The 19,340-nt window shown below is 49.2% G+C and carries 24 protein-coding genes and 1 tRNA gene; 15 read left to right on the top strand and 10 right to left on the bottom strand.

The genetic code is table 11. The features are described 5' to 3' along the window. Window positions 1-19: 19 nt before the first annotated feature. From lpxD to argB, 11 genes are all read left to right on the top strand, one after another. Complete coding sequence (gene lpxD / locus ACSYSY_RS05955) at window positions 20-1,069, top strand: UDP-3-O-(3-hydroxymyristoyl)glucosamine N-acyltransferase (RefSeq protein WP_491706664.1); 1,050 nt, start codon at window positions 20-22, stop codon at window positions 1,067-1,069. Between the two features lie 116 nt (window positions 1,070-1,185). After that, window positions 1,186-1,656: a 3-hydroxyacyl-ACP dehydratase FabZ gene (gene fabZ, locus ACSYSY_RS05950; protein ID WP_491706663.1), complete on the top strand. Its 471-nt coding sequence runs from the start codon at window positions 1,186-1,188 to the stop codon at window positions 1,654-1,656. Window positions 1,657-1,675: 19 nt separating this feature from the next. Continuing rightward, a complete protein-coding gene (lpxA, locus tag ACSYSY_RS05945; RefSeq protein WP_491706662.1) occupies window positions 1,676-2,521 on the top strand; it encodes an acyl-ACP--UDP-N-acetylglucosamine O-acyltransferase in 846 nt (281 codons plus the stop codon). Beyond that, on the top strand, window positions 2,518-3,375 hold the full coding sequence (locus ACSYSY_RS05940) for an LpxI family protein (RefSeq protein WP_491708234.1): 858 nt from the start codon (window positions 2,518-2,520) through the stop codon (window positions 3,373-3,375). The genes lpxA and ACSYSY_RS05940 overlap by 4 nt, the downstream gene beginning before the upstream one ends. A gap of 4 nt (window positions 3,376-3,379) precedes the next feature. Then, window positions 3,380-3,778: a lactoylglutathione lyase gene (gene gloA, locus ACSYSY_RS05935; protein ID WP_491706661.1), complete on the top strand. Its 399-nt coding sequence runs from the start codon at window positions 3,380-3,382 to the stop codon at window positions 3,776-3,778. 338 nt (window positions 3,779-4,116) lie between these two features. Then, window positions 4,117-4,251 carry a 50S ribosomal protein L34 gene (gene rpmH / locus ACSYSY_RS05930; RefSeq protein WP_018979184.1) on the top strand — a complete coding sequence of 45 codons (135 nt, stop codon included), beginning with the start codon at window positions 4,117-4,119 and terminating at the stop codon, window positions 4,249-4,251. Between the two features lie 11 nt (window positions 4,252-4,262). Next, window positions 4,263-4,616 (top strand): ribonuclease P protein component, encoded by a 354-nt coding sequence (gene rnpA, locus ACSYSY_RS05925; RefSeq protein ID WP_491706660.1) that lies wholly within the window; start codon window positions 4,263-4,265, stop codon window positions 4,614-4,616. Further along, on the top strand, window positions 4,613-4,834 hold the full coding sequence (gene yidD / locus ACSYSY_RS05920; protein WP_491706659.1) for a membrane protein insertion efficiency factor YidD: 222 nt from the start codon (window positions 4,613-4,615) through the stop codon (window positions 4,832-4,834). The genes rnpA and yidD overlap by 4 nt, the downstream gene beginning before the upstream one ends. Before the next feature lie 161 nt (window positions 4,835-4,995). Beyond that, window positions 4,996-6,759, top strand: coding sequence for a membrane protein insertase YidC (gene yidC / locus ACSYSY_RS05915; protein WP_491706658.1), 1,764 nt, complete (start codon window positions 4,996-4,998; stop codon window positions 6,757-6,759). Window positions 6,760-6,764: 5 nt separating this feature from the next. Beyond that, window positions 6,765-7,427: a ribosome biogenesis GTP-binding protein YihA/YsxC gene (gene yihA / locus ACSYSY_RS05910; protein ID WP_491706657.1), complete on the top strand. Its 663-nt coding sequence runs from the start codon at window positions 6,765-6,767 to the stop codon at window positions 7,425-7,427. 57 nt (window positions 7,428-7,484) lie between these two features. Then, window positions 7,485-8,396 (top strand): acetylglutamate kinase, encoded by a 912-nt coding sequence (gene argB / locus ACSYSY_RS05905; RefSeq protein WP_491708233.1) that lies wholly within the window; start codon window positions 7,485-7,487, stop codon window positions 8,394-8,396. Between the two features lie 23 nt (window positions 8,397-8,419). Here the strand turns inward: argB and ACSYSY_RS05900 are convergent, their stop codons facing one another. Further along, window positions 8,420-9,427, bottom strand: a complete 1,008-nt coding sequence (locus ACSYSY_RS05900; RefSeq protein WP_491706656.1) for a GGDEF domain-containing protein — start codon at window positions 9,425-9,427, stop codon at window positions 8,420-8,422. Window positions 9,428-9,564: 137 nt separating this feature from the next. On the opposite strand from ACSYSY_RS05900, the gene dapD reads away from it, so the two are divergent. Beyond that, complete coding sequence (gene dapD / locus ACSYSY_RS05895; protein WP_491706655.1) at window positions 9,565-10,395, top strand: 2,3,4,5-tetrahydropyridine-2,6-dicarboxylate N-succinyltransferase; 831 nt, start codon at window positions 9,565-9,567, stop codon at window positions 10,393-10,395. Between the two features lie 2 nt (window positions 10,396-10,397). Then, the gene (gene dapE, locus ACSYSY_RS05890; protein WP_491708232.1) at window positions 10,398-11,546 is read left to right on the top strand and encodes a succinyl-diaminopimelate desuccinylase; all 1,149 of its coding nucleotides are present in this window, start codon (window positions 10,398-10,400) and stop codon (window positions 11,544-11,546) included. A 3-nt stretch (window positions 11,547-11,549) separates the two neighbouring features. On the opposite strand, the gene truA is transcribed toward dapE, so the two are convergent. From truA to def, 3 genes are read right to left on the bottom strand one after another with little or no spacing between them, the layout of a single operon-like run. Beyond that, window positions 11,550-12,347 (bottom strand): tRNA pseudouridine(38-40) synthase TruA, encoded by a 798-nt coding sequence (gene truA / locus ACSYSY_RS05885; RefSeq protein WP_491706654.1) that lies wholly within the window; start codon window positions 12,345-12,347, stop codon window positions 11,550-11,552. Continuing rightward, window positions 12,340-13,260: a methionyl-tRNA formyltransferase gene (fmt, locus tag ACSYSY_RS05880; RefSeq protein ID WP_491706653.1), complete on the bottom strand. Its 921-nt coding sequence runs from the start codon at window positions 13,258-13,260 to the stop codon at window positions 12,340-12,342. The genes truA and fmt overlap by 8 nt, the downstream gene beginning before the upstream one ends. 4 nt (window positions 13,261-13,264) lie before the next feature. Then, complete coding sequence (def, locus tag ACSYSY_RS05875) at window positions 13,265-13,816, bottom strand: peptide deformylase (protein ID WP_491706652.1); 552 nt, start codon at window positions 13,814-13,816, stop codon at window positions 13,265-13,267. A 192-nt stretch (window positions 13,817-14,008) separates the two neighbouring features. On the opposite strand from def, the gene ACSYSY_RS05870 reads away from it, so the two are divergent. Beyond that, entirely contained in the window at window positions 14,009-14,530 is a 522-nt protein-coding gene (locus ACSYSY_RS05870) for an Hsp20 family protein (RefSeq protein ID WP_491706651.1), read from the top strand. Between the two features lie 79 nt (window positions 14,531-14,609). Then, a complete protein-coding gene (locus tag ACSYSY_RS05865; protein ID WP_491706650.1) occupies window positions 14,610-14,768 on the top strand; it encodes a DUF1150 family protein in 159 nt (52 codons plus the stop codon). 44 nt (window positions 14,769-14,812) lie between these two features. On the opposite strand, the gene lptB is transcribed toward ACSYSY_RS05865, so the two are convergent. From lptB to ACSYSY_RS05835, 6 genes are all read right to left on the bottom strand, one after another. Beyond that, the gene (gene lptB / locus ACSYSY_RS05860; RefSeq protein WP_491706649.1) at window positions 14,813-15,556 is read right to left on the bottom strand and encodes an LPS export ABC transporter ATP-binding protein; all 744 of its coding nucleotides are present in this window, start codon (window positions 15,554-15,556) and stop codon (window positions 14,813-14,815) included. Further along, window positions 15,556-16,494: an LptA/OstA family protein gene (locus tag ACSYSY_RS05855; RefSeq protein WP_491706648.1), complete on the bottom strand. Its 939-nt coding sequence runs from the start codon at window positions 16,492-16,494 to the stop codon at window positions 15,556-15,558. The genes lptB and ACSYSY_RS05855 overlap by 1 nt, the downstream gene beginning before the upstream one ends. 7 nt (window positions 16,495-16,501) lie before the next feature. Continuing rightward, window positions 16,502-17,245, bottom strand: coding sequence for an LPS export ABC transporter periplasmic protein LptC (gene lptC / locus ACSYSY_RS05850; RefSeq protein ID WP_491706647.1), 744 nt, complete (start codon window positions 17,243-17,245; stop codon window positions 16,502-16,504). Then, window positions 17,242-18,219 carry a KpsF/GutQ family sugar-phosphate isomerase gene (locus tag ACSYSY_RS05845; protein WP_491706646.1) on the bottom strand — a complete coding sequence of 326 codons (978 nt, stop codon included), beginning with the start codon at window positions 18,217-18,219 and terminating at the stop codon, window positions 17,242-17,244. The genes lptC and ACSYSY_RS05845 overlap by 4 nt, the downstream gene beginning before the upstream one ends. A gap of 11 nt (window positions 18,220-18,230) precedes the next feature. Further along, on the bottom strand, window positions 18,231-18,878 hold the full coding sequence (locus ACSYSY_RS05840; protein WP_491706645.1) for a ribonuclease D: 648 nt from the start codon (window positions 18,876-18,878) through the stop codon (window positions 18,231-18,233). Between the two features lie 80 nt (window positions 18,879-18,958). Then, window positions 18,959-19,045, bottom strand: a tRNA-Leu gene (locus ACSYSY_RS05835). Window positions 19,046-19,340 lie beyond the last annotated feature (295 nt).

Genomic DNA, 19,340 nt, shown 5'->3' with positions numbered 1-19,340 from the left:
CCTGAGTTTATTCAAGCTCATGGATCGCTCACAGGAAGATTGTTCTGATACCGGGGATGCTCGTTTTTTCTCAAGACGGGGTCCCTTTACACTTTCCGATATCGTGTCTCATCTGCGTCTGGATGTGTCGTGTGAACATCTGGATGATGAGCGCCCGTTTACGGGGGTTGCACCACTTCATACAGCAGGCAGTACAGAAATCAGTTTTCTGGATAATCGCCGTTATGTTGATCTGTTGGATACAACCAAAGCGGGTGTTGTTATTGTGGCGCCCGCTTTTAAAGATAGAGTCCCTGAAGGCTGTATAGCTCTTATTTGCAAGGAGCCTTATCTCGCCTGGGCGCGTTTGGCGCAGCTTTTTTATCCGCTGCCCCCTTCTACGGGACAGATACATCCAACAGCGGTTCTGGGACAGAATGTTTCATTGGGAAAAACAGTCCAGATCGGGCCACTCGCTGTGATTGGGGATAATGTTACAATAGGGGACGGATGTGTCATCGGAAGCCACGCCGTCATTGGTGAGGGGGTAAAGATTGGCGATAATTGCCGCATAGGCTCTCACGTCAGTATTTCACACTCATTACTAGGCAATCGTATTACTCTGTTTCCTGGGGCGCGGATCGGGCAGGACGGTTTTGGTTTTGCCGTGACATCGCAGGGTTTTGAAACAGTACCGCAGTTGGGACGCGTTATCCTGCAGGATGATGTGGAAATAGGGGCGAATTCAACCATTGATCGTGGTTCAATGAAGGACACGGTTATCGGGGCTGGAAGCAGAATCGACAACCTTGTTCAGATTGGCCATAATGTCCAGATGGGGCGTTGTTGCATTGTCGTTTCACAGGCAGGGATTTCCGGTTCAACGACATTAGGTGACTTCGTCACGATCGCGGCTCAGGCAGGTCTTATTGGCCATATTCAGATCGGCTCCAAGGCACGTATAGGGGCACAATGTGGCGTCATGTCGGATATTGAAGCAGCATCGGACGTGATCGGGAGCCCTGCAATGCCTTTCAGGGAGTTCTTTCGTAATGTGGCAACTTTGCGTAAGTTGTCGCGTAAAGAATGATCCTGATAGTATTTTAACATATATTTTGTTAGAAATTGGCACTATTCCTGACATGGTGCTTTTCGGCCATGCAGTGGTCAGTAATATTGGGACTTAAGCCAGGAAAGGTATTGCACGTGAACGCAAAATCGGATCAGGATCATATTGTTCCCGAAACCGTAGATATTCTGCAAATTATGCAGGCTATTCCGCATCGTTATCCGTTCTTGCTGATTGATCGGATGGAAGAGATTAAAGCAGGGGAATCAGCGATAGGGATTAAGAATGTCACTGCGACTGAGCCTTTTTTCCAGGGACATTTTCCTTCACGCCCGGTAATGCCCGGTGTTTTGATTGTCGAATCGATGGCCCAGACAGCTGCGACGCTGGTGGTTCTGACACTCGGAAAAGAGTTTGAGGGTAAACTCGTTTATTTTATGACAATAGAAGGCGCAAAATTTCGTCGGCCAGTCGGTCCGGGGGATCAGTTGCGTATTCATGTTCAGAAAGAACGGGCCCGGGCAAATGTCTGGCGTTTTAATGGAATTGCCAAGGTTAATGATGTCGTTGTGGCAGAAGCAACTTTCAGTGCCATGATTATGGGCTAGGTTTGTGAAGAACTCTAAAGTGGATTCGACAGTCCCTTTTATTCACCCAACGGCGCTTGTTGATCCGAAAGCGTCTTTGGGAGCAAATGTCGTCATCGGTCCCTGGTGTATGATTGGGCCGGATGTGACTTTGCAGGACGGCGTAAAATTACATGCCTCGGTTGTTATTGAAGGTCGTACTCAGCTTGGAAAGCACGTAGAGGTCTATCCTTTTACGACGATCGGAATGGCACCTCAGGATCAGAAATATGCCGGTGAGCCCACCTCCTGTCATATTGGAGACAGTACAATTGTCCGTGAAAATGTGACGATCCATAGAGGTACGTCACAAGGCGAGGGTATCACGCGCATAGGCAGGGCCTGCCTGATAATGGCCAATGCTCACGTCGCTCATGATTGCGTTCTGGGCGATGAGGTCATCATCGTCAATAATGTTGTCATGGGAGGGCATGTCAATATAGGCGATCAGGCCCGGGTCATGGGGTCTGCTGCGATTCACCAATTTGTACGTATCGGGAAAGGCGCTGTTATAGGCGGTCTTTGCGGCGTCGAAATGGATGTCCTGCCTTATGGAAGTGTTCTGGGAAATCGTGCACGCCTCGTGGGGTTGAACTGGGTTGGGTTAAAACGCTCCGGGGTCGGCACTGATGAAATGCAGACTTTGAGACGAGCCTTCCGTCAATTATACCCTCGTTTAAATGATTCAGGTGATGTGCTCAGTCGCAGGATAAAGAAACTTCGTCAGGAATTTGGACATATAGAACGTTTCATCGAAATGCTTGATTTTATGGAAGCCCCCAGCCGCCGTGGTCTGACGCGGGCCGTCCGTAGAGAAAGTGACGATTACGCAGAAAGTCTATGCTGAAAGCGTCTCCGGCGATAGGTATTCTGGCTGGTGGAGGTCCCCTTCCATCGCAGCTGGCCCAAAAGCTGAGAGAACAGGGACATTCGATATTTATTGTGGGTTTTGAAGGTTTTGTAGAGCCTGACCTGATTAAAAATTATCCTTATAAATTAATACGCCTCGCAGCAGCCGGAGAGATTTTGAAATCTCTCCGAGATCATAACTGTAGAGATCTGGTCCTTATTGGTCCGGTCAAGCGGCCATCATGGCGTGATTTACGTCCCGATATGGAAGGGACCAGAATATTGGCCCGTCTGGGGAAGGCTATTTTTAAAGGCGATGACGGTCTTTTGAGCGCCATCATCACAATTCTGGAGGAAGAAGGCTTCCGCATTAGGGGCGCTCATGAATTTTTGGAGAGTGCGGTCGGGCGAGAGGGGGCTTTAGGCAAATTTTCTCCTTCTGCCCAGGCATGGAATGACCTTAAAAAAGCTGCTCATATTCTGACCGTGATGGCGCCGCTTGATGTCGGTCAAGGATGTGTCGTGCGAAATGGTGTGACACTGGCAATAGAAACAATAGAAGGCACAGACGCCATGCTTGAGCGTTGTCGGTGTTTTCAGGAAGGGCAAAAAGGGGGTATCTTGCTGAAGATGCCTAAAAAGGGGCAGGATATCAGGGCAGATATGCCGGCCATCGGTCCCGTGACGATTGAAAAAGCGGCTTCGGCAGGCTTGGAGGGTATTGCCTTTATGGCAGGAGGTACTCTGTTAACTCATGGTGAAATCTGTAGAATAAAAGCTGATCAGAAAGGCATTTTTTTATACGGGTTGCCGCATGATATGCTGCTGAAGTGGCAGGAAGAGAAGGAATGATCATATGAGTACTTTTTTACATACAATGGTGCGCGTAAGGGACATTGAGCGTAGTCTCGCATTTTATAATTTATTGGGTATGCACGAACTTCGACGTTGTGAAGTCAGAGAAGGGCGCTATACGCTCGTTTATATCGGTTTTGCGGACAATAAACACGGCCAGGCTGAAATCGAGCTTACCTATAATTGGGACCAGGAAAAAGACTACGATATCGGGAATGGCTTCGGGCATTTTGCGATAGGGGTGCCCAATGTGGCAGATGCCGTAGAAAAGGTACGCCTTGGGGGCGGTAAAGTCACACGCGAGGCGGGGCCCCTTAAGTTCGGGACAACGGTTATTGCTTTCGTTGAGGATCCCGATGGCTATAAAATGGAGCTCATTGAGGTGACCGAATCTCCTTGATGATTTTTAGAGTGGCGTCTAGTGAATCCATAATCATTTGAGCCTCGTGGCGTACATTGGGATCTTTATGATGGGTAAGATGATCGGCGACCATGACAGCTGGCGAAAGCTTGTTTCGTAAGTCATGCCGGAATTCTGACAGAAAAGATTCCAGATTATGTGGCGCAGTAGAAGGCTTTGAGCTGGTATCTGTCATGGATATCTCCTGATGTTAGGATTGACACTTTAGGACAAGCCGCTTAAAAGCACCACAAAATAGCTGAGAAATTGCTAAGGGCGTCTATCGCCCGATTTTTTGATATGTTTCGGCGTATCTGTGTTTTAGGGGAATGAAGAGTATGAAGCGCACTTATCAGCCTTCTCGTTTGGTTCGTAAACGTCGTCATGGCTTTCGTACACGTTCTGCGACAGTCGGTGGACGTCGCGTTCTGGCAAATCGCCGCGCAAAAGGACGTAAAAAACTTTCAGCCTGATTGACGCATAGATGATCCGCCTGACTCGCCTGAAAAAAAGGGCAGAGTTTCTCAGGATGGCTCAAAAAGGGCGAAAGGTTGTGACCCCTGGTCTTATTGGCCAGGTTGCGGCTTCCGAAAAGGCACCGGAAATGCGTGTCGGATTCACAGTGACTAAAAAAGTTGGTAACGCTGTGACCCGTAATCGTGTGAAGCGACGGCTGAGAGAAGCCAGTCGCCTGGTCATAAAAGAAAACGGTGCTCTTTCTGGAGATATGGTGTTGATCGGACGGAATCAGACGATCAGCAGACCATTTTCGTTATTGAAAAATGACGTTCTGAAGACCGTGAAAGCGATGCAGGAAAACAGGAACAGTCAGGGGTGAGGTTTGCGCTCACAAAATGCTGTTTGTTCCTTATTGCATTTTACCGCGTGGCGATCAGTCCTTTTCTGGGACGAAACTGCAGATTTCACCCGACATGTAGCGCTTATGCAGCGATTGTCATCAGGCGCTATGGTCCTTTCCGGGGCGGGTGGCTTGCCTTGAAGCGGATTTTAAAATGTCATCCTTTTCACAAGGGGGGAGAGGATCCTCCACCGTGAAATTAAAATTATAGCCTAAATAATGGCCTCACCCTGTTTTATGGGTTGAGAGAAATGCTACTTTGTGGAAAAACCTTCTGGGTCGTTTAACAGGGTAATTTTCCGTCTCCTATAAGGGAGGGTAAGCCCTTGTAGTATGATGAAAGAGTGGCTTCAGCTCGATGGAAAATAATAAACGTGTTCTTCTAGCCGTCGTTATTTCGGCTATGATCCTTCTGGGGTTTAACGTGTTACTGCCTAAACCGCCTCATCATGATGATGCGGTTACCAAGCAGGCTCCTGTGTCCAAAACGCTCCCACCAGCAGCGTCGTCTTCGCCGGGGAATGCGGCTTCTGATGGCGCGGATAATTCAGCGCAGCCTGATGCAGCAGATCATGCCGAACATCGTCTGGTTGTTGCAGGGCGCGATGTCCAGGGATCGATCAACCTTCGCGGGGCGCGCCTGGATGATCTGGTCCTGACGCATTATAAAGAGACGTTAAAGCCCAATAGTAAGCTGGTGCGTTTGCTGGATAAGGCTGGAAGTGACAAGCCGAGCTATGTTTACCCAGGCTGGACCAATGGTGAAGGAAGCTCAGTCAAACTTCCAGGGTTGAACACACTCTGGCAGAGTAGCGGTGATAAACTGACCCCAGAACATCCAGTGACGTTGAGCTGGAAGAATGGCGAAGGCATTGAGTTTCTGATTCATCTCTCGTTGGATGATCATTATATGTTCACCATCCAGCAGGAAGTCAGAAATACATCGGACAAGCCAGTTGTGCTGAGACCATTCCAGAGAGTGCAGCGGGATTATCTTCCTGAATCTACAGGGTCCTACACGGCTTATGAAGGTCCAGTTGCTGTTATGAATGGCAAACTGGCAGATAAAAGCTATAAGGATGTCCGGAAAGGGGTCTCTGAACCAGGACAGATTGCCTGGCAGACCACAGGAAAAGGTGGCTGGGGCGGTATTACAGATAAATACTGGCTGACCTCTGTCGGAGCTGATTCCTCCTCTCTTGTAACGGCGCAATATGCCTATCATCCTGTCGGAAAAGGTGTTTATCAGGTTACGTTCCTTTCCCGTGATGGACAGACCGTTCAGCCTGGCGCGTCTTTAGTGCAGAAAAGCTATGTTTTCGCCGGTGCGAAAGTTCCAGGCCTGCTGAAAAGCTACGAGAAAAAATATGCTTTGCCTGATTTCGATAAATCGATCGATTTTGGTTATCTGAGCCTGCTCACACGTCCCATTCTTTACGTTTCACATTGGCTCTATATTCACATTGGTAATTTCGGTCTTGCCCTGATGGCGCTGACCCTGATTGTGAAGATCATTCTCTATCCACTGGCCGTGAAAGCAGCTGTATCCTCTGCCCGTATGCGTCTTCTGGCGCCTAAGATTACGGAACTCAGAGAACAGAATAAAGATGATCCTATGGCCGTGAATCAAAAGATCATGGCTCTTTATAGAGAGGAAAAAGTCAATCCGGCAGGCGGCTGTCTCCCCATCCTGATTCAGGCGCCGATTTTCTTCTGTCTGTATAAGATTCTCAATCTCAGCATTGATGAAAGACACGCGCCGTTCTTTGGCTGGATTCATGATCTGTCTGTTCCTGACCCAACCAATATTCTCAATCTTTTTGGTCTTCTGCCTTTTGACCCGACCGATATTGCCTCTTTCCTCCATGTCAGTATCTGGGGCATCGCCCTGGGTGTGACCTTCTGGCTTCTGCAACGTCAGAGCATGGTCAGTATGGACCCGGTGCAGGCACGGATCATGCAGTTTATGCCGATTGTTTATGTGTTTGTGATGTCCAGTTTCCCTGCCGGACTGATGGTTTATTATACATGGAACAATGTGCTGACTCTCGCACAGCAGGCCATCATTCAACGCAGGACCAAACTTCCTGTCCCACTCTATAAAGTAAAAGCAAAGAAATAGGTCTTATGTCCAAAGAGCAACCAGGCCCTCCTTCAGAGGAGCAGATCGAAGAAGGACGCAAGCTCTTTGCTGGGGAATGCAATTTCTTTTTCGGCGCGCAAAAGCTTGAGCAGCTGCCAGATGCCCGAAAGCCAGAAATTGCATTTGCCGGACGCTCCAACGTCGGGAAGTCCAGCCTTATTAATGCTCTGACAGGGCGGAAAGCTCTTGCTCGGGCGTCATCCGAACCGGGTAGAACGAAACAGCTCAATTTTTTCAATCTGGGTGATAGGCTTACCCTCGTTGATATGCCGGGTTATGGTTTTGCCAAGGCTTCCAAGTCGGTCAAGGAGGACTGGCAGGGAATGATGTTTGGTTACCTTCGCGGCCGTCCTGAGCTGGCAAGGGTTATTCTGTTGATTGATAGCAGAGTGGGGCTGAAATCATCGGACCGCGAGGTCTGTGATCTGTTGGATAAAGCGGCTGTTGTGTATCAGGTTGTTTTAACCAAATGTGATGCTGTGAAAGCCAATGAGCTGGAAAAACGTCTTGAAGAAATCACCCAGTTTCTAAAGACACATCCGGCAGCCTTTCCCTATATTCTGTCCACCAGTAGCGAGAAAATGCATAATATAGCCGAGTTACGCGGATTATTATCACAGTTCGCTGAACCAGCTTTTTCGTCTTAGAGCGGCCAATAAGAGAGGCAAAAGGTCATGTCTGGAAAATCCCTTGAGGATCGATTAATGGTTCCTGTGCCAGAGGAGCTTTTGGCGGCAGAGAGCCTTACGGAAGAGCAGAAGGCAGCAGTACTGGCTGAGGCTCTTCCTTATCTGCGCGGTTATGCCGGTGATACCATCGTTGTAAAATATGGCGGACACGCCATGGTTGAAAATAACCTGGCAGCGACATTCGGGCGTGATATTTCATTATTGAAACTCGTTGGCGTCAATCCGATTATCGTCCATGGAGGCGGTCCCCAGATCAACTCTGTCTTGCGCCAGTTAAATATTGAATCACGTTTTATCGATGGTCTGCGTGTCACGGATTCGTCCATGATCGGCGTGATTGAAATGGTTCTCTCAGGGACTGTGAACAAACAGGTTGCGGATCTGATTAATCGTGCCGGCGCGCTTGCGGTTGGCATTTCAGGTCGTGACGGCAGATTGATCCAGGCGCGCAAACTCTATCATAATGGCCCCTCCGCCAATGGTGAGCCAGTTGATCTCGGTTTTGTCGGCACGCCGGAAACAATTGACCCACGTGTACTTTACGCCCTTTTGGGGGCCGGTTTAATTCCGGTGGTCGCTCCAGTCGGTGCGGGGGATAATGGCGAGATCTATAACATTAATGCAGATACGGCAGCAGGCGCTATTGCCGGTGCCGTCGGTGCTTCACGCCTGCTGATGTTGACAGACGTGCCCGGTGTCCTTGATGAAAATGGAAACAGGCTTCCTGAACTGACAGCTGACGAAGTGCAATGGCGGATTGAAAAAGGCCTGATCACCGGTGGCATGATTCCCAAAGTGGAAACCTGCCTTAAAGCGGTAAGAGCGGGGGCAAAAGCAGCCGTCATCCTTGATGGGCGCGTCCCTCATACCTGCCTGCTTGAGCTTTTTACACCGGCAGGTCTGGGGACTTTGATCAAAGCCGAATAAGAGGCCCCTTGAATGAAAGACAGTCAGGCGTTCTGATGTGCAAAATGCCACAAACGACCTGACTTTCTTTCCGTTGTCTTTTTTAAGGCAAGCATGGCCTGTTCCATGACTTCATCAATCGTTTCACGGCTTAATGGTTCGCGGCAACACAGGCCCATTTGCAGTGACAAGGTGGTTTTACGGAGAAATGGCGGGGTGATCCCCTGGGAGGTTATGCTTTCAGCGCGTTCTGCCGCTGCGTAACGATCAGCTCCATCAAGCCAGATTACAAAGAGCGGGCCACCAATTCGCCCGATTGAGTCGGTAGGGCGGATGGCATGTTCCAGAACGGCTACGCTGTGGGCAAGAATCTTTTCTTCTATTTCCGGACCATAGGTTAAAGCCAGGGCGGAAAGGCCATTAATTTGCACGAGAATGAGGGTGCCTGCCAGACCGTCACGGTCCAGCCTTGGGAAACGACGGAGAATGGTCTGACGTAATGCAGGCCAGGTCAGCACACCGGTTGCGGGGTCATGGCGTGTTTTTTTGATGGCCGTGATGTAAAGATTTTCAAGCTCCATCAAAAGAGCGGATATTTTCCAGAAATACGTTATGATTCTTTCATCATTTTTCTGCCAGGAAGCTTTGCGCCAGAGTAAAAGAATGGCCCATTCATTCTGCCGTAATTTCTGATAACAGGCGAATATTTCTATGTCATTAATCTTGAATGTGAAACTATTTTCGTTGGGAACATTCGGCGTTGCAAGATAGTGGAGAACTGTCTGGTCCATAAAGCCTGAGACAAGAGAGCCGGCTTTAAAAGGGTCATAAATAAGGGACGCTGTTTTCTCAGAAGGAGATTGACCATCCTCTATAACCAGGCTTTTCAGGAGAGCTCCCTGGCAGTTATAGTAAGAAAAAAGCTGATCAGAAGCGGCACAAATGCCTCTGTAGGGTGTTATCCCATTGCGCAAGGCATCAAGCAGGTTTGATAATAGATCGGGCTGCTCAGTGCTCTGAGAGGTTTTAAGAGGGTGTTCAAACACAGACACTGTTCTGTTCCTCCTATTTCTGGAAAAACGTGGATTGTCTTTGCAATAATACCAATTTTCTGTAGTTGACTTCCACGTCCGTGGACCTCATGGTCCACATATCTTATTCGTTATTAGATAGTTTGGGTTAATACGTCATGCAATATGATCAACTCCGTTCAGCAATTGAGAGATTGTGGGAAGAACGTGAATCTCTCTCATCTCAGACGACAGGTGAGGCACGCGATCTCATTGAGGAAGCTCTCACTGGTCTCGATACTGGTGTTATGCGTGTTGCAGAAAATAATGAAAATGGGGTCATCGTTCACGAATGGCTGAAGAAAGCCGTTTTAATGTCTTTCCGCCTTTATGACTCGGAGCCAATGGCTCAGGCTTGCGGTGGTGCACCGGGATTTGACAAGGTCCCCCTGAAATTCAGTGGCTGGGGCAAGGCTGAGTTTGACAAAGCCGGGTTCAGAGCTGTTCCCGGGGCAATCGTACGTCGTTCAGCCTTTATTGCTCCCGGTGTTGTGTTGATGCCAAGCTTCGTCAATCTCGGAGCACGCGTTGATAGTGGGACAATGATCGATACATGGGCAACCGTTGGTTCCTGCGCACAGATTGGTAAAAACTGTCATATCAGTGGCGGCGCAGGAATTGGTGGCGTTCTGGAGCCTTTGCAGGCTTCTCCCGTTATTATCGGTGATAACTGCTTCATCGGTGCCCGTTCAGAGGTTGCTGAAGGCGTTGTCGTGGAAACGGGTTCTGTTCTGTCCATGGGCGTTTTCCTGGGAGCATCCACCAAGATTATCGACCGTGCAACGGGTGATATCTATATGGGGCGTGTGCCTGCATATTCTGTTGTGGTGCCGGGAACACTTCCTCCCAAAACACCAGGTGGCCCGGCTCTGGCCTGTGCGGTCATTGTTAAAAAAGTTGACGAGCGCACGCGTTCCAAAACCTCTATTAACGATCTGTTGCGCGATTAATGATGGTAAAGCCTGTTTCTGATAAGACTGACCCGGTTCTTTTGTTGAAAACCTTGTTGCAGTGTCGTTCTGTAACCCCTGCTGATGACGGGGCTTTGGGCATTGTGGGTCACATGCTTGAGGAAATGGGCTTTGACGTCAAACGCCTGGATTTTGGCCCAGCCGGTGCTTCGACACCCAATCTATATGCCCGGTTAGGCCAGGGAAAACCTCATTTCTGTTTTGCAGGCCATACAGATGTGGTGCCTGTCGGAGAGGGATGGTTGCATGACCCCTTCTCTGGCGAGATAGAGGGCGATTTCATTTACGGCCGGGGTGCGGCTGATATGAAAGGGGGCATAGCCAGTTTTCTGGCTGCTCTTGCGCGTTTCCTGAAAGAAAATCCCCTTAAGGGAAGCTGTTCTTTATTGATTACCGGCGATGAAGAAGGCCCTGCCCATTATGGGACGAAAGAAGTCTTGCGCTGGATGGAAAAGGAAGGCGAGATTCCTGATTTCTGTCTGGTTGGCGAACCGACCAATCCACATGAAATGGGTGACGTCATTAAAATTGGCCGTAGGGGCAGCCTGAATGCGGTCATTACGGTCAAGGGAAGGGAAGGTCACGTTGCTTACCCCAATCTGGCTGATAACCCGATCCATAAGCTGATTCCTCTGCTTGAGGCCTTGACGCGGGAGCCTCTGGATCAGGGAAGTGAGTGGTTTGCGCCATCCTCTTTGCAGATTACAAGTGTGGATGTCGGGAATCAGGCGACCAATGTCATCCCTTCTGAAGCCGTTATCAGGCTAAATATCCGTTTTAACGATCTTCATAGTGGTGCCTCTCTTTCAGAGTGGCTTCAGACACTTGTTGAGCGCTTTACACCAGAGGCGGAACTGAAGATTGCCATCAGTGGTGAATCCTTTCTGACGCAACCAGGTCCTTTTGTGAAGCAGATTACAGACGCAGTGGAGCAGGTGACTGGGCGCAAACCTCGTCTGGACACGGGCGGTGGAACGTCAGACGCCCGCTTTATTACGCGTTATTGTCCTGTTGCAGAGTTCGGGCTTGTGGGGGCGACCATGCATAAGCGTGATGAGTGCGTCTCTCTGGCCTCTCTGGAGATACTGACACAGATCTATCAGACTTTAATGATAAGGCTCGGTCTCTGAGCCTTATAGCGATGTTATGAAAGGGTCGTCGGGGTAACCGACCCCGATAAAACAGAGACCGCTTGCCGGTGCCGTCGGGCCGGCAACGCAACGGTTACGGGCTTCCAGCACTTCATGCATTTTTTCAGGAAGCCATTGCCCTTTCCCGACAAGTGATAATGTGCCGACCATATTTCTTACCTGATGATGCAGGAAAGAACGGGCCTGGGTCTCAATAATAATGGTTTCTCCCTGACGTGTGACCGTAAGCTCATCAAGCGTGCGCAGAGCGTCTCTGGCCTGACAGGCTGCGGCCCTGAAGGAGGAGAAATCATGCCGTCCGAGCAGATAATCAGCCCCTTCCTGCATGGCTTTTTCATCAAGTAGCGGTTTGACGTGCCACACCGTATTGCTGCTGAACGTAGGGCGGGAGGGACGGTTGAGAATCGTATAACGATAGCGCCGCCATAAGGCTGAAAAACGCGCACTCCAGTCGGGAGCAACCGGAGCTGCCTCCAATATAACAATAGGATGAGGCTTGAGATGAAAATTAATGCCGTCGCGCATGGAATGGGCCGCCACTGAACTGTCGGCAGGGACATCCATATGAACGACCATACCGGAGGCATGGACACCGGCATCTGTTCGACCTGACGTCGTTGTCGTGATGGGCTGCCCCTTGAAAAGGCGAGCAGCGGCCTCCTCCAGTGATTGCTGAATGGAGGGGCTATGGTCCTGCCTTTGCCATCCCGCGTAAGCGGTGCCATCAAATTCAAGCCGTAAAGCCCAGCGCCTGGTTGGGAAAGGCAGTGCGTTATTCAAAGCGGGTTCCCTTGGGGAGAGGATTCCCTCTTAAAAAGGCTTCAGCGTTCATCATGTTACGCCCTGGTTTCTGAAGGAGTGTCAGGCGCAGGGCACTGTGATCGCCACAGGCGATGGTCAGGTAATCATCCAGAACCGTCCCTGGTTCACTCTCTGAGTGAGGGGGGGGCGTTATAATCTGGGCCGCACCTATACGAATTGCCTGTCCTCCCAGCATAGTAAAATTGCCGGGCCAGGGGGTGAAAGCGCGAATCTGACAGTCAATTTCCCGGGCGGAGCGTTTCCAGTCAATTCTCCCATCGTCTCTCTGAAGGCGGGGGGCATAACAGCTTCCTTCCTCAGATTGAGGGGTAGGAAGAGGGTTCGTATCAAGGACCTTTAATAAGGTGTCACTGCCGAGTAAAGCGAGGCGATCATGGAGCGTCTCTGCCGTATCATGGCTCGTAATTTCAGTCTCGGCGCGTAAAAGAACAGCGCCTGTATCAAGTCCTTCATCCATCTGCATTATGCAGATACCTGTTTTTTGATCTCCAGCTCTCAGGGCAGACTGGATCGGCGAGGCACCACGCCATCGGGGAAGAAGACTTGCATGAATGTTTAAACAGCCTTTCTCTGGCAGGGATAAAATCTCTGGAGGGAGAATAAGACCATAGGCTGCGACAATGATCGCATCAGGCTGAAGTGATTTCAGATAATCACGTTCTTCCTGATTATGGCGCAGTTTTACGGGTGTCCTGACCTCAAGATTATATTTTTCAGCGGTCAGGTGAACAGGCTGTTTCTGTACAGTCTTGCCACGTCCTGCCGGGCGTGGAGGTTGCGTATAAACTGCCGCAATTTCGTGCCCCGCCTTAATGAGACCCTCAAGTGCTGGAACGGCAAAATCAGGTGATCCCATGAAAACCAGTTTCATAGGGTCAGGACTTTCTTTTCTGCTCTTTCGCCAGGCGGCGCATAAGCATATTGCGTTTCAGGGTTGAAAGATGATCGACAAATAAAATCCCGTCTAAATGGTCAATCTCATGTTGTATGCAGGTTGCCAGCAGGCCAGTTGCCTCCAATGTGGTTTCGTGACCATTCAGATCGCTATAGCGCACTTTGATAAAAGCAGGTCTTTCAACTTCGGCATATTGATTGGGGACGGAAAGACAGCCCTCTTCATGCACGGAGAAGTCTTCGCTTTCCTCAATAATTTCCGGATTGATGAGCACCATTGGTTCTGGGGGCGCATCTTTTTCTGAAACATCCATAATCAGAAAGCGTTTGCTGATGCCAACCTGCGGGGCCGCCAGGCCAATGCCGGGAGCTTTATACATTGCAGAGAACATGGCAGGTAACGCGTTTTTAACCGTTTCCATTTCCTCAATGGTAACGGCCGTTGCAACCTGTTTCAGGACAGGATGGGGTGCCACCAGAATGGGCATGGGATCAATGGTGTCGATACGATCGAGAAATTCAAATGTCATCATAAGAGGGAATTTACCGGGCAATTGGATTTTGTTCCAGAGCAAAATCCGGGGCATGAAAGAAATGGATCAAGGAAAAGATTTCTGCTGCCCCTTGCACAGAAAGCAAAAATTTCTTTATTTAGTTAAAGAAGAGGGTAATGCCTTCAAAGGGTTACCTGTTTCGTCTCGCTCCATGAGGAGGCTTATTGTCACGTGTCAAATCGTCTTTTTACGTCCCCGATGTTTCTGGGGTTCGATCATCTTGAGCAAATGCTTGAGAGGGTCTCCAAATCTACGTCTGATAGTTATCCCCCTTATAATATAGAGCAGCTCAGCAATACCGCCCTGCGTATCACGCTTGCTGTAGCCGGTTTCGTGATGGATGATTTGCAGATTACTCAGGAAGATAACCAGCTGGTTATCCGTGGTCGGCAGGCTGATGACAGTCAGGGGCGTGTTTTTCTGCATAGAGGGATTGCCGCGCGACAGTTCCACAGGGCTTTTGTGCTGGCAGAAGGAATTGAGATCAGCGGTGCCTGGCTGGATAACGGGTTGCTCCATATTGATCTTGTACGCCCGCGCCCGGAAGTACGTGTGAAACATATTGCGATTTCACAGGGGCACCAGAAATCGCATATCCTGTCCGAAACAGCAGGCACCAAGTCCTCTTCCCGGGGGCGCAATGCGCGAAGCCTGCATAATCCTGAGTCAGACAGGAGAGGGGATGATGGCTAAAAACAAATCTCCGAGTACGAAGCCCTTTATCCTCCCTCGGGAAACCATCATGAGTGGCCAGGAATTCAGGGGGCTGGGAATGGCACAGACTGCTTACTTAAAGCCAATGATCCATGAAGGCGTCAGAATGATCGCAATTCATGCGGCAGATGGAACGCCGATTGCGATGGCAGAAGATGAAAAAAGTGCGGTGGACGTTATTTTGAAATCGCAGCTGATTCCGAGTTTCGTGCAATAAAGGACTTCTGGAAATTTCAGTCATTTCCAGAAGTAGACAGAGTCTTACATGGTAAAATGTTCACCAAGATAGACGCGTCTGACATCTTCATTAGCGACAATGGCTTCAGGCGTTCCTTCCATAAGGACTTCACCGCTATGAAGGATATAGGCACGATCAATAACTTCCAGCGTTTCCCTGACATTATGGTCTGTGATTAAAACGCCGATTCCGCGATCTTTCAAATGAGAGACGAGCCCTCTGATTTCACTGACTGCAATAGGATCAATCCCGGCCAAAGGTTCATCAAGCAGAATATAATTAGGCTGACTGGCCAGAGCGCGAGCAATTTCCAGTCTTCTGCGCTCACCGCCTGAAAGTGCGAGGGCAGGGGAGTGGCGTAAGTGGGTGATCCCAAACTCGGCTAAAAGACCATTGAGCATCTCATGTCGTTTTTCCGGGTCGGATTCTATGACCTCCAGAGCGACCATGATGTTCTGCTCGACATTAAGGCCACGAAAAATACTGGCTTCCTGAGGGAGGTAGCCGACGCCAAGGCGGGCCCGGCGATACATCGGGAGCTGCGTAATATCAGAGCCATCGAGCATGATGGCGCCTGTATCAGCACGGACAAGGCCGACGATCATATAAAAGCTTGTTGTTTTACCGGCCCCATTAGGACCTAATAATCCGACAGCTTCGCCACGCTGAACATGCAGCGAAACGTCTTTGACGACAGGTCTCTTTTTATAGGTTTTGCCAATGCCGTGCGCGACCAGCCCGGGACCTTTATATAATTCGGAATACATTACTGATGTGTCTCATTCGGAACGACCAGTCCCTGAATAGGCGAACTCTGACCTGGCAGCATGGTAGCGATTCCTGTTTTCATATTCACGACAGCCTGTGAACCATTATTCTGGTTCTGTCCCTGCGTGATGTGGACGTGTCCGATCACACGGGCGAGCTGCGGTCCGAAAAGATAGACGCCTCTGTCACCTGTGGCAACTTGTTTATCTGTTTTAATGACAACATGTCCCCACCCATAAGCGCGGTCCAGAGAACCGTTATTATCAGTGTTGCTATTTTTGTCTTTCTGCTTCTGTCGTTCCGCTTTCTGGGCATCTGTCAGGCCGACAGATTTCAGGATATCAGCCGTGACACGCTTCCCTTCATCATTTGTGACAGAGGCGTCGCCACGGCCAATGGTAATCCGTTCCTTGGGGTAATATTCAACAAGGTCACGCGCTGTCATAACCTGATGCGGCGTCGTGAATTTCATATTCTGCCCTGTCAGCAGAATAACGGCTTTATCGACATCATAGATTCCATGGTCGCCCCAGCCCTGACTTGTCCTGTTATAAAAATGAACATGCCCGATGGCTTCGACACGGTAAAGTTCCATGTCCCCGCCCATCATATCATTATTATTTTTGGGTTTTGGGGTCGCTGGCGCCACTTTATGACGCAGATAGCCGATAAGGGTATCGGCATCCAGCGTAACCTCTCCCCTGACAGCTCGTGCACCGCCAGTCAGTGTTACAGTCTGTTTATTATGATCGTAGATTTCTTCCTGTTTCCAATAAAGCTGGATAGGCTGACCGTGGGATTTGTCCGCCGCAGGGCCCGTTTGTGTTTTGTCTGATGATGAAACAGCCGATGATGATTCGGCTTTTCCTGATAAAGGGAAGAGCAGAGCGGAAAGAGTAAGAAAACAGGAAGATAAAAGATAAATACGCTTAAACATGATCTGACTAAGTCCCTTTCGCAGGGGAAGAAGGGGGATCTTTATCATCATTATGGACAGTCAGACCGGGCCCTGTAAACTGAATTGTCTTGGTGTTCTGATCAAGAAAAGCGCCTTCAGCATCCTGCGTGCCAAAAGGGCCTTCTGCATGAACCCAGCTGGCGGTAGAGATAATATTTCTTTTTAGGTCAATATCTGCTGTGGGGCTGTTGAGCAGAATGCCATCATTGCGATACACGACAACATGACCTGTCAGTGTCAGAGTTTGCTCATCGCGCATATAAACTCCCTGATCAGCCCGAATATTCAGCCAGACATTATTTTTCATTAAAATATCAGCAACAGGGTAGACCAGGTCAATATGGTCCTTACCGATCTGGCGTGCATTTTGTGACGTTAGGGTATAAGGGCGCTCTTTTGAGTCAATATCATGATAAATTGCGTGTTCTATAGCGCCTGTCAGATGCTGGAAACGCTGCATCTCTTTGAGAGATTTCCTGTTCAGATTCACAAGATGAGAAATTTCAGGCCACGCAGCGAGTGACACCAATATCAGGGCTGCCAGAGAAGGAAGCCCCCAGCGGGCCAGTTTCAATCGGGCTTGTCTGCGCGACATTTCCTCAGCGCTGGGAGGGCGCCGCACACGCTGAAATGATTCGCTACGGATTTTGTCGAGTTTCGCGCGATCTTCTGAATCCTGGTTGTCGAAATCACTCCGCCTGGGAGGACGCCGCTCTCCTGTTTCGTTCATAAAACCCCTGTGCGTAAAAGATCATGGAGGTGAACGATGCCTAAAGGATAATTTCGTTCATCGACAATAAATAAATTACTGATAGGAGGCGTGTGACGATTCATAAGATGGAGGACGTCCTGCACGGTCATGTCGGGTGCAACGGTGACAGGATGTCTGTTTATGATATCCCCGGCCAATGTTGTTTCGAGATTCCGGGAAAGAGCTGGGCGCAAATCACCATCTGAAATAAGTCCTACCAGTATTCCATTTTCATCGGTGATGCCGATGCAGCCAAAGGCTTTGCGGGTAATTTCCATAATAACCTGTGACAGGGGCATAAATAGTGTGCCAAGGGGCATTTTAGAGCCTTTATGCATGATCTCACAGACGGGGCGTAGCCGCGCCCCGAGCTGCCCTGCCGGATGAAACTGGTTGAAATCCTTATCAGTAAAACCGCGTTGATTAAGCAGACTTGCCATTAAGGCATCACCAACAGCCAGTTGCAAAATACAGGAGGTGGAAGGAGCGAGCCCGATCGGACAGGCTTCTGCAACGGCTGGAAGTGTCAGGCAAAATCTGGCAGTTTTTGCCAGTGTTGAGGAGGCGTTGCTGGTGACGGCTATAATAGGTATCTGGTGCGATTTTGCATATTCCAGAAGAAAAGACAGTTCCGCTGTTTCTCCTGATGTGGAGAAAATCAATAAGAGATCATCCTGGCAGATCATGCCTAAATCGCCATGCGCTGCCTCAGTTGGATGAATAAAAAAAGAGGGGGTCCCGGTTGAAGCGAGACTGGTCTGAATCTTGCGAGCAATATGTCCAGATTTGCCTACACCAGTAACGGCGATTCGGCCGGAAGAAGATAGAATATATTCAACAACCTGGCCAAAGACCTCTCCCAGAGTCCCTCTGAAAGTGGCGTCCAGAGCTTCTAATCCCTGCCGTTCCCTGGCAAGTGTATCAAGGGCCGTGACGAGGGATGGGTTAGTCATATTTTGTAAGATCAGCCTTTATGAGAAAATATATCCGGCTCTGTATAACCAAGCAGGTCCAATGTGGCACGGGCGGATAGAAAATCAAAGCATGATTGTGCCAATTCGAGACGATTTTCACGAACCAGCAATTCTCTGAGTTTATCCCATAAAGCATGTAAATAAAGCACATCAGAAGCGGCATAGCTTTTCTGGGCTTCGGTCAACACGGAAGCGCCCCAGTCAGAACTCTGTTGCTGTTTGGAGAGGTCAATTCCCAATATTTCCCGGCAGAGATAGGCAAGGCCATGCTTGTCTGTGAATGTATAAACCAGACGGGAAGCAATTTTTGTGCAGATAACAGACGTAACTTTGATATCAAAGGAATGTTGAAGTAACGCGACATCAAAACGGGCGAAATGCATCAGTTTTGTAACGTCTTTATTTTCCAGAAGTGCTTTAAGGTTCGGGCAGGCTGCCCCTTTCCCTTCAAGGTGGGAAGGGCGAATCTGGACGAGATGAGCTTCACCATTACCGCTCGAGAGTTGAACCAGACAGAGACGGTCACGATAGGGGTTAAGCCCCATTGCCTCGGTATCAATGGCAACCAACGGTCCTAGATCAAGATCTTCCGGCAGATCCCCGTCATAAAGATGGATTTTATTTTGTTCATTATTCATAAGGCACCGGGAGAGATGTAAGTCACATTAAGAGGCAGATGGCCTCATAACGAGCTTGGTCTATCTGCCTTATATGAATATGGTGCCCAGAAGAAGACTCGAACTTCCACGTCCTTGCGGACACAGGTACCTGAAACCTGCGCGTCTACCAATTCCGCCATCTGGGCTTCCAAAATCCGTTTTCATGTTTCTCACTGGGAGCAACACGAAATCAGCGTTGGTGGGATGCTTCTAGCGGCCTCTTGAAAGAACGTCAACTCATAAAAAGCATAATTAATCAGTAAAATATTTTAGGTCCGTTATGGACGTATTGTTCTGAGATGTCTTTCGTGTTTTCTGAAAATATGTGATTACAATTTTGTGAATGGTAAGCATTGCTGACTATTTATTGCGGTTGTTTATTGTCATCAATGATTAAGGTTTTAAAAGTGTCTGTTTTCCGCCCTGGGGTTCAGGCCGCAA

It is taken from the genome of Aristophania sp. ESL1100, from assembly GCF_058511235.1.
The sequence above is the reverse complement of the archived record's forward strand: the minus strand, read 5'-3'. Positions and strand labels throughout refer to the sequence as shown.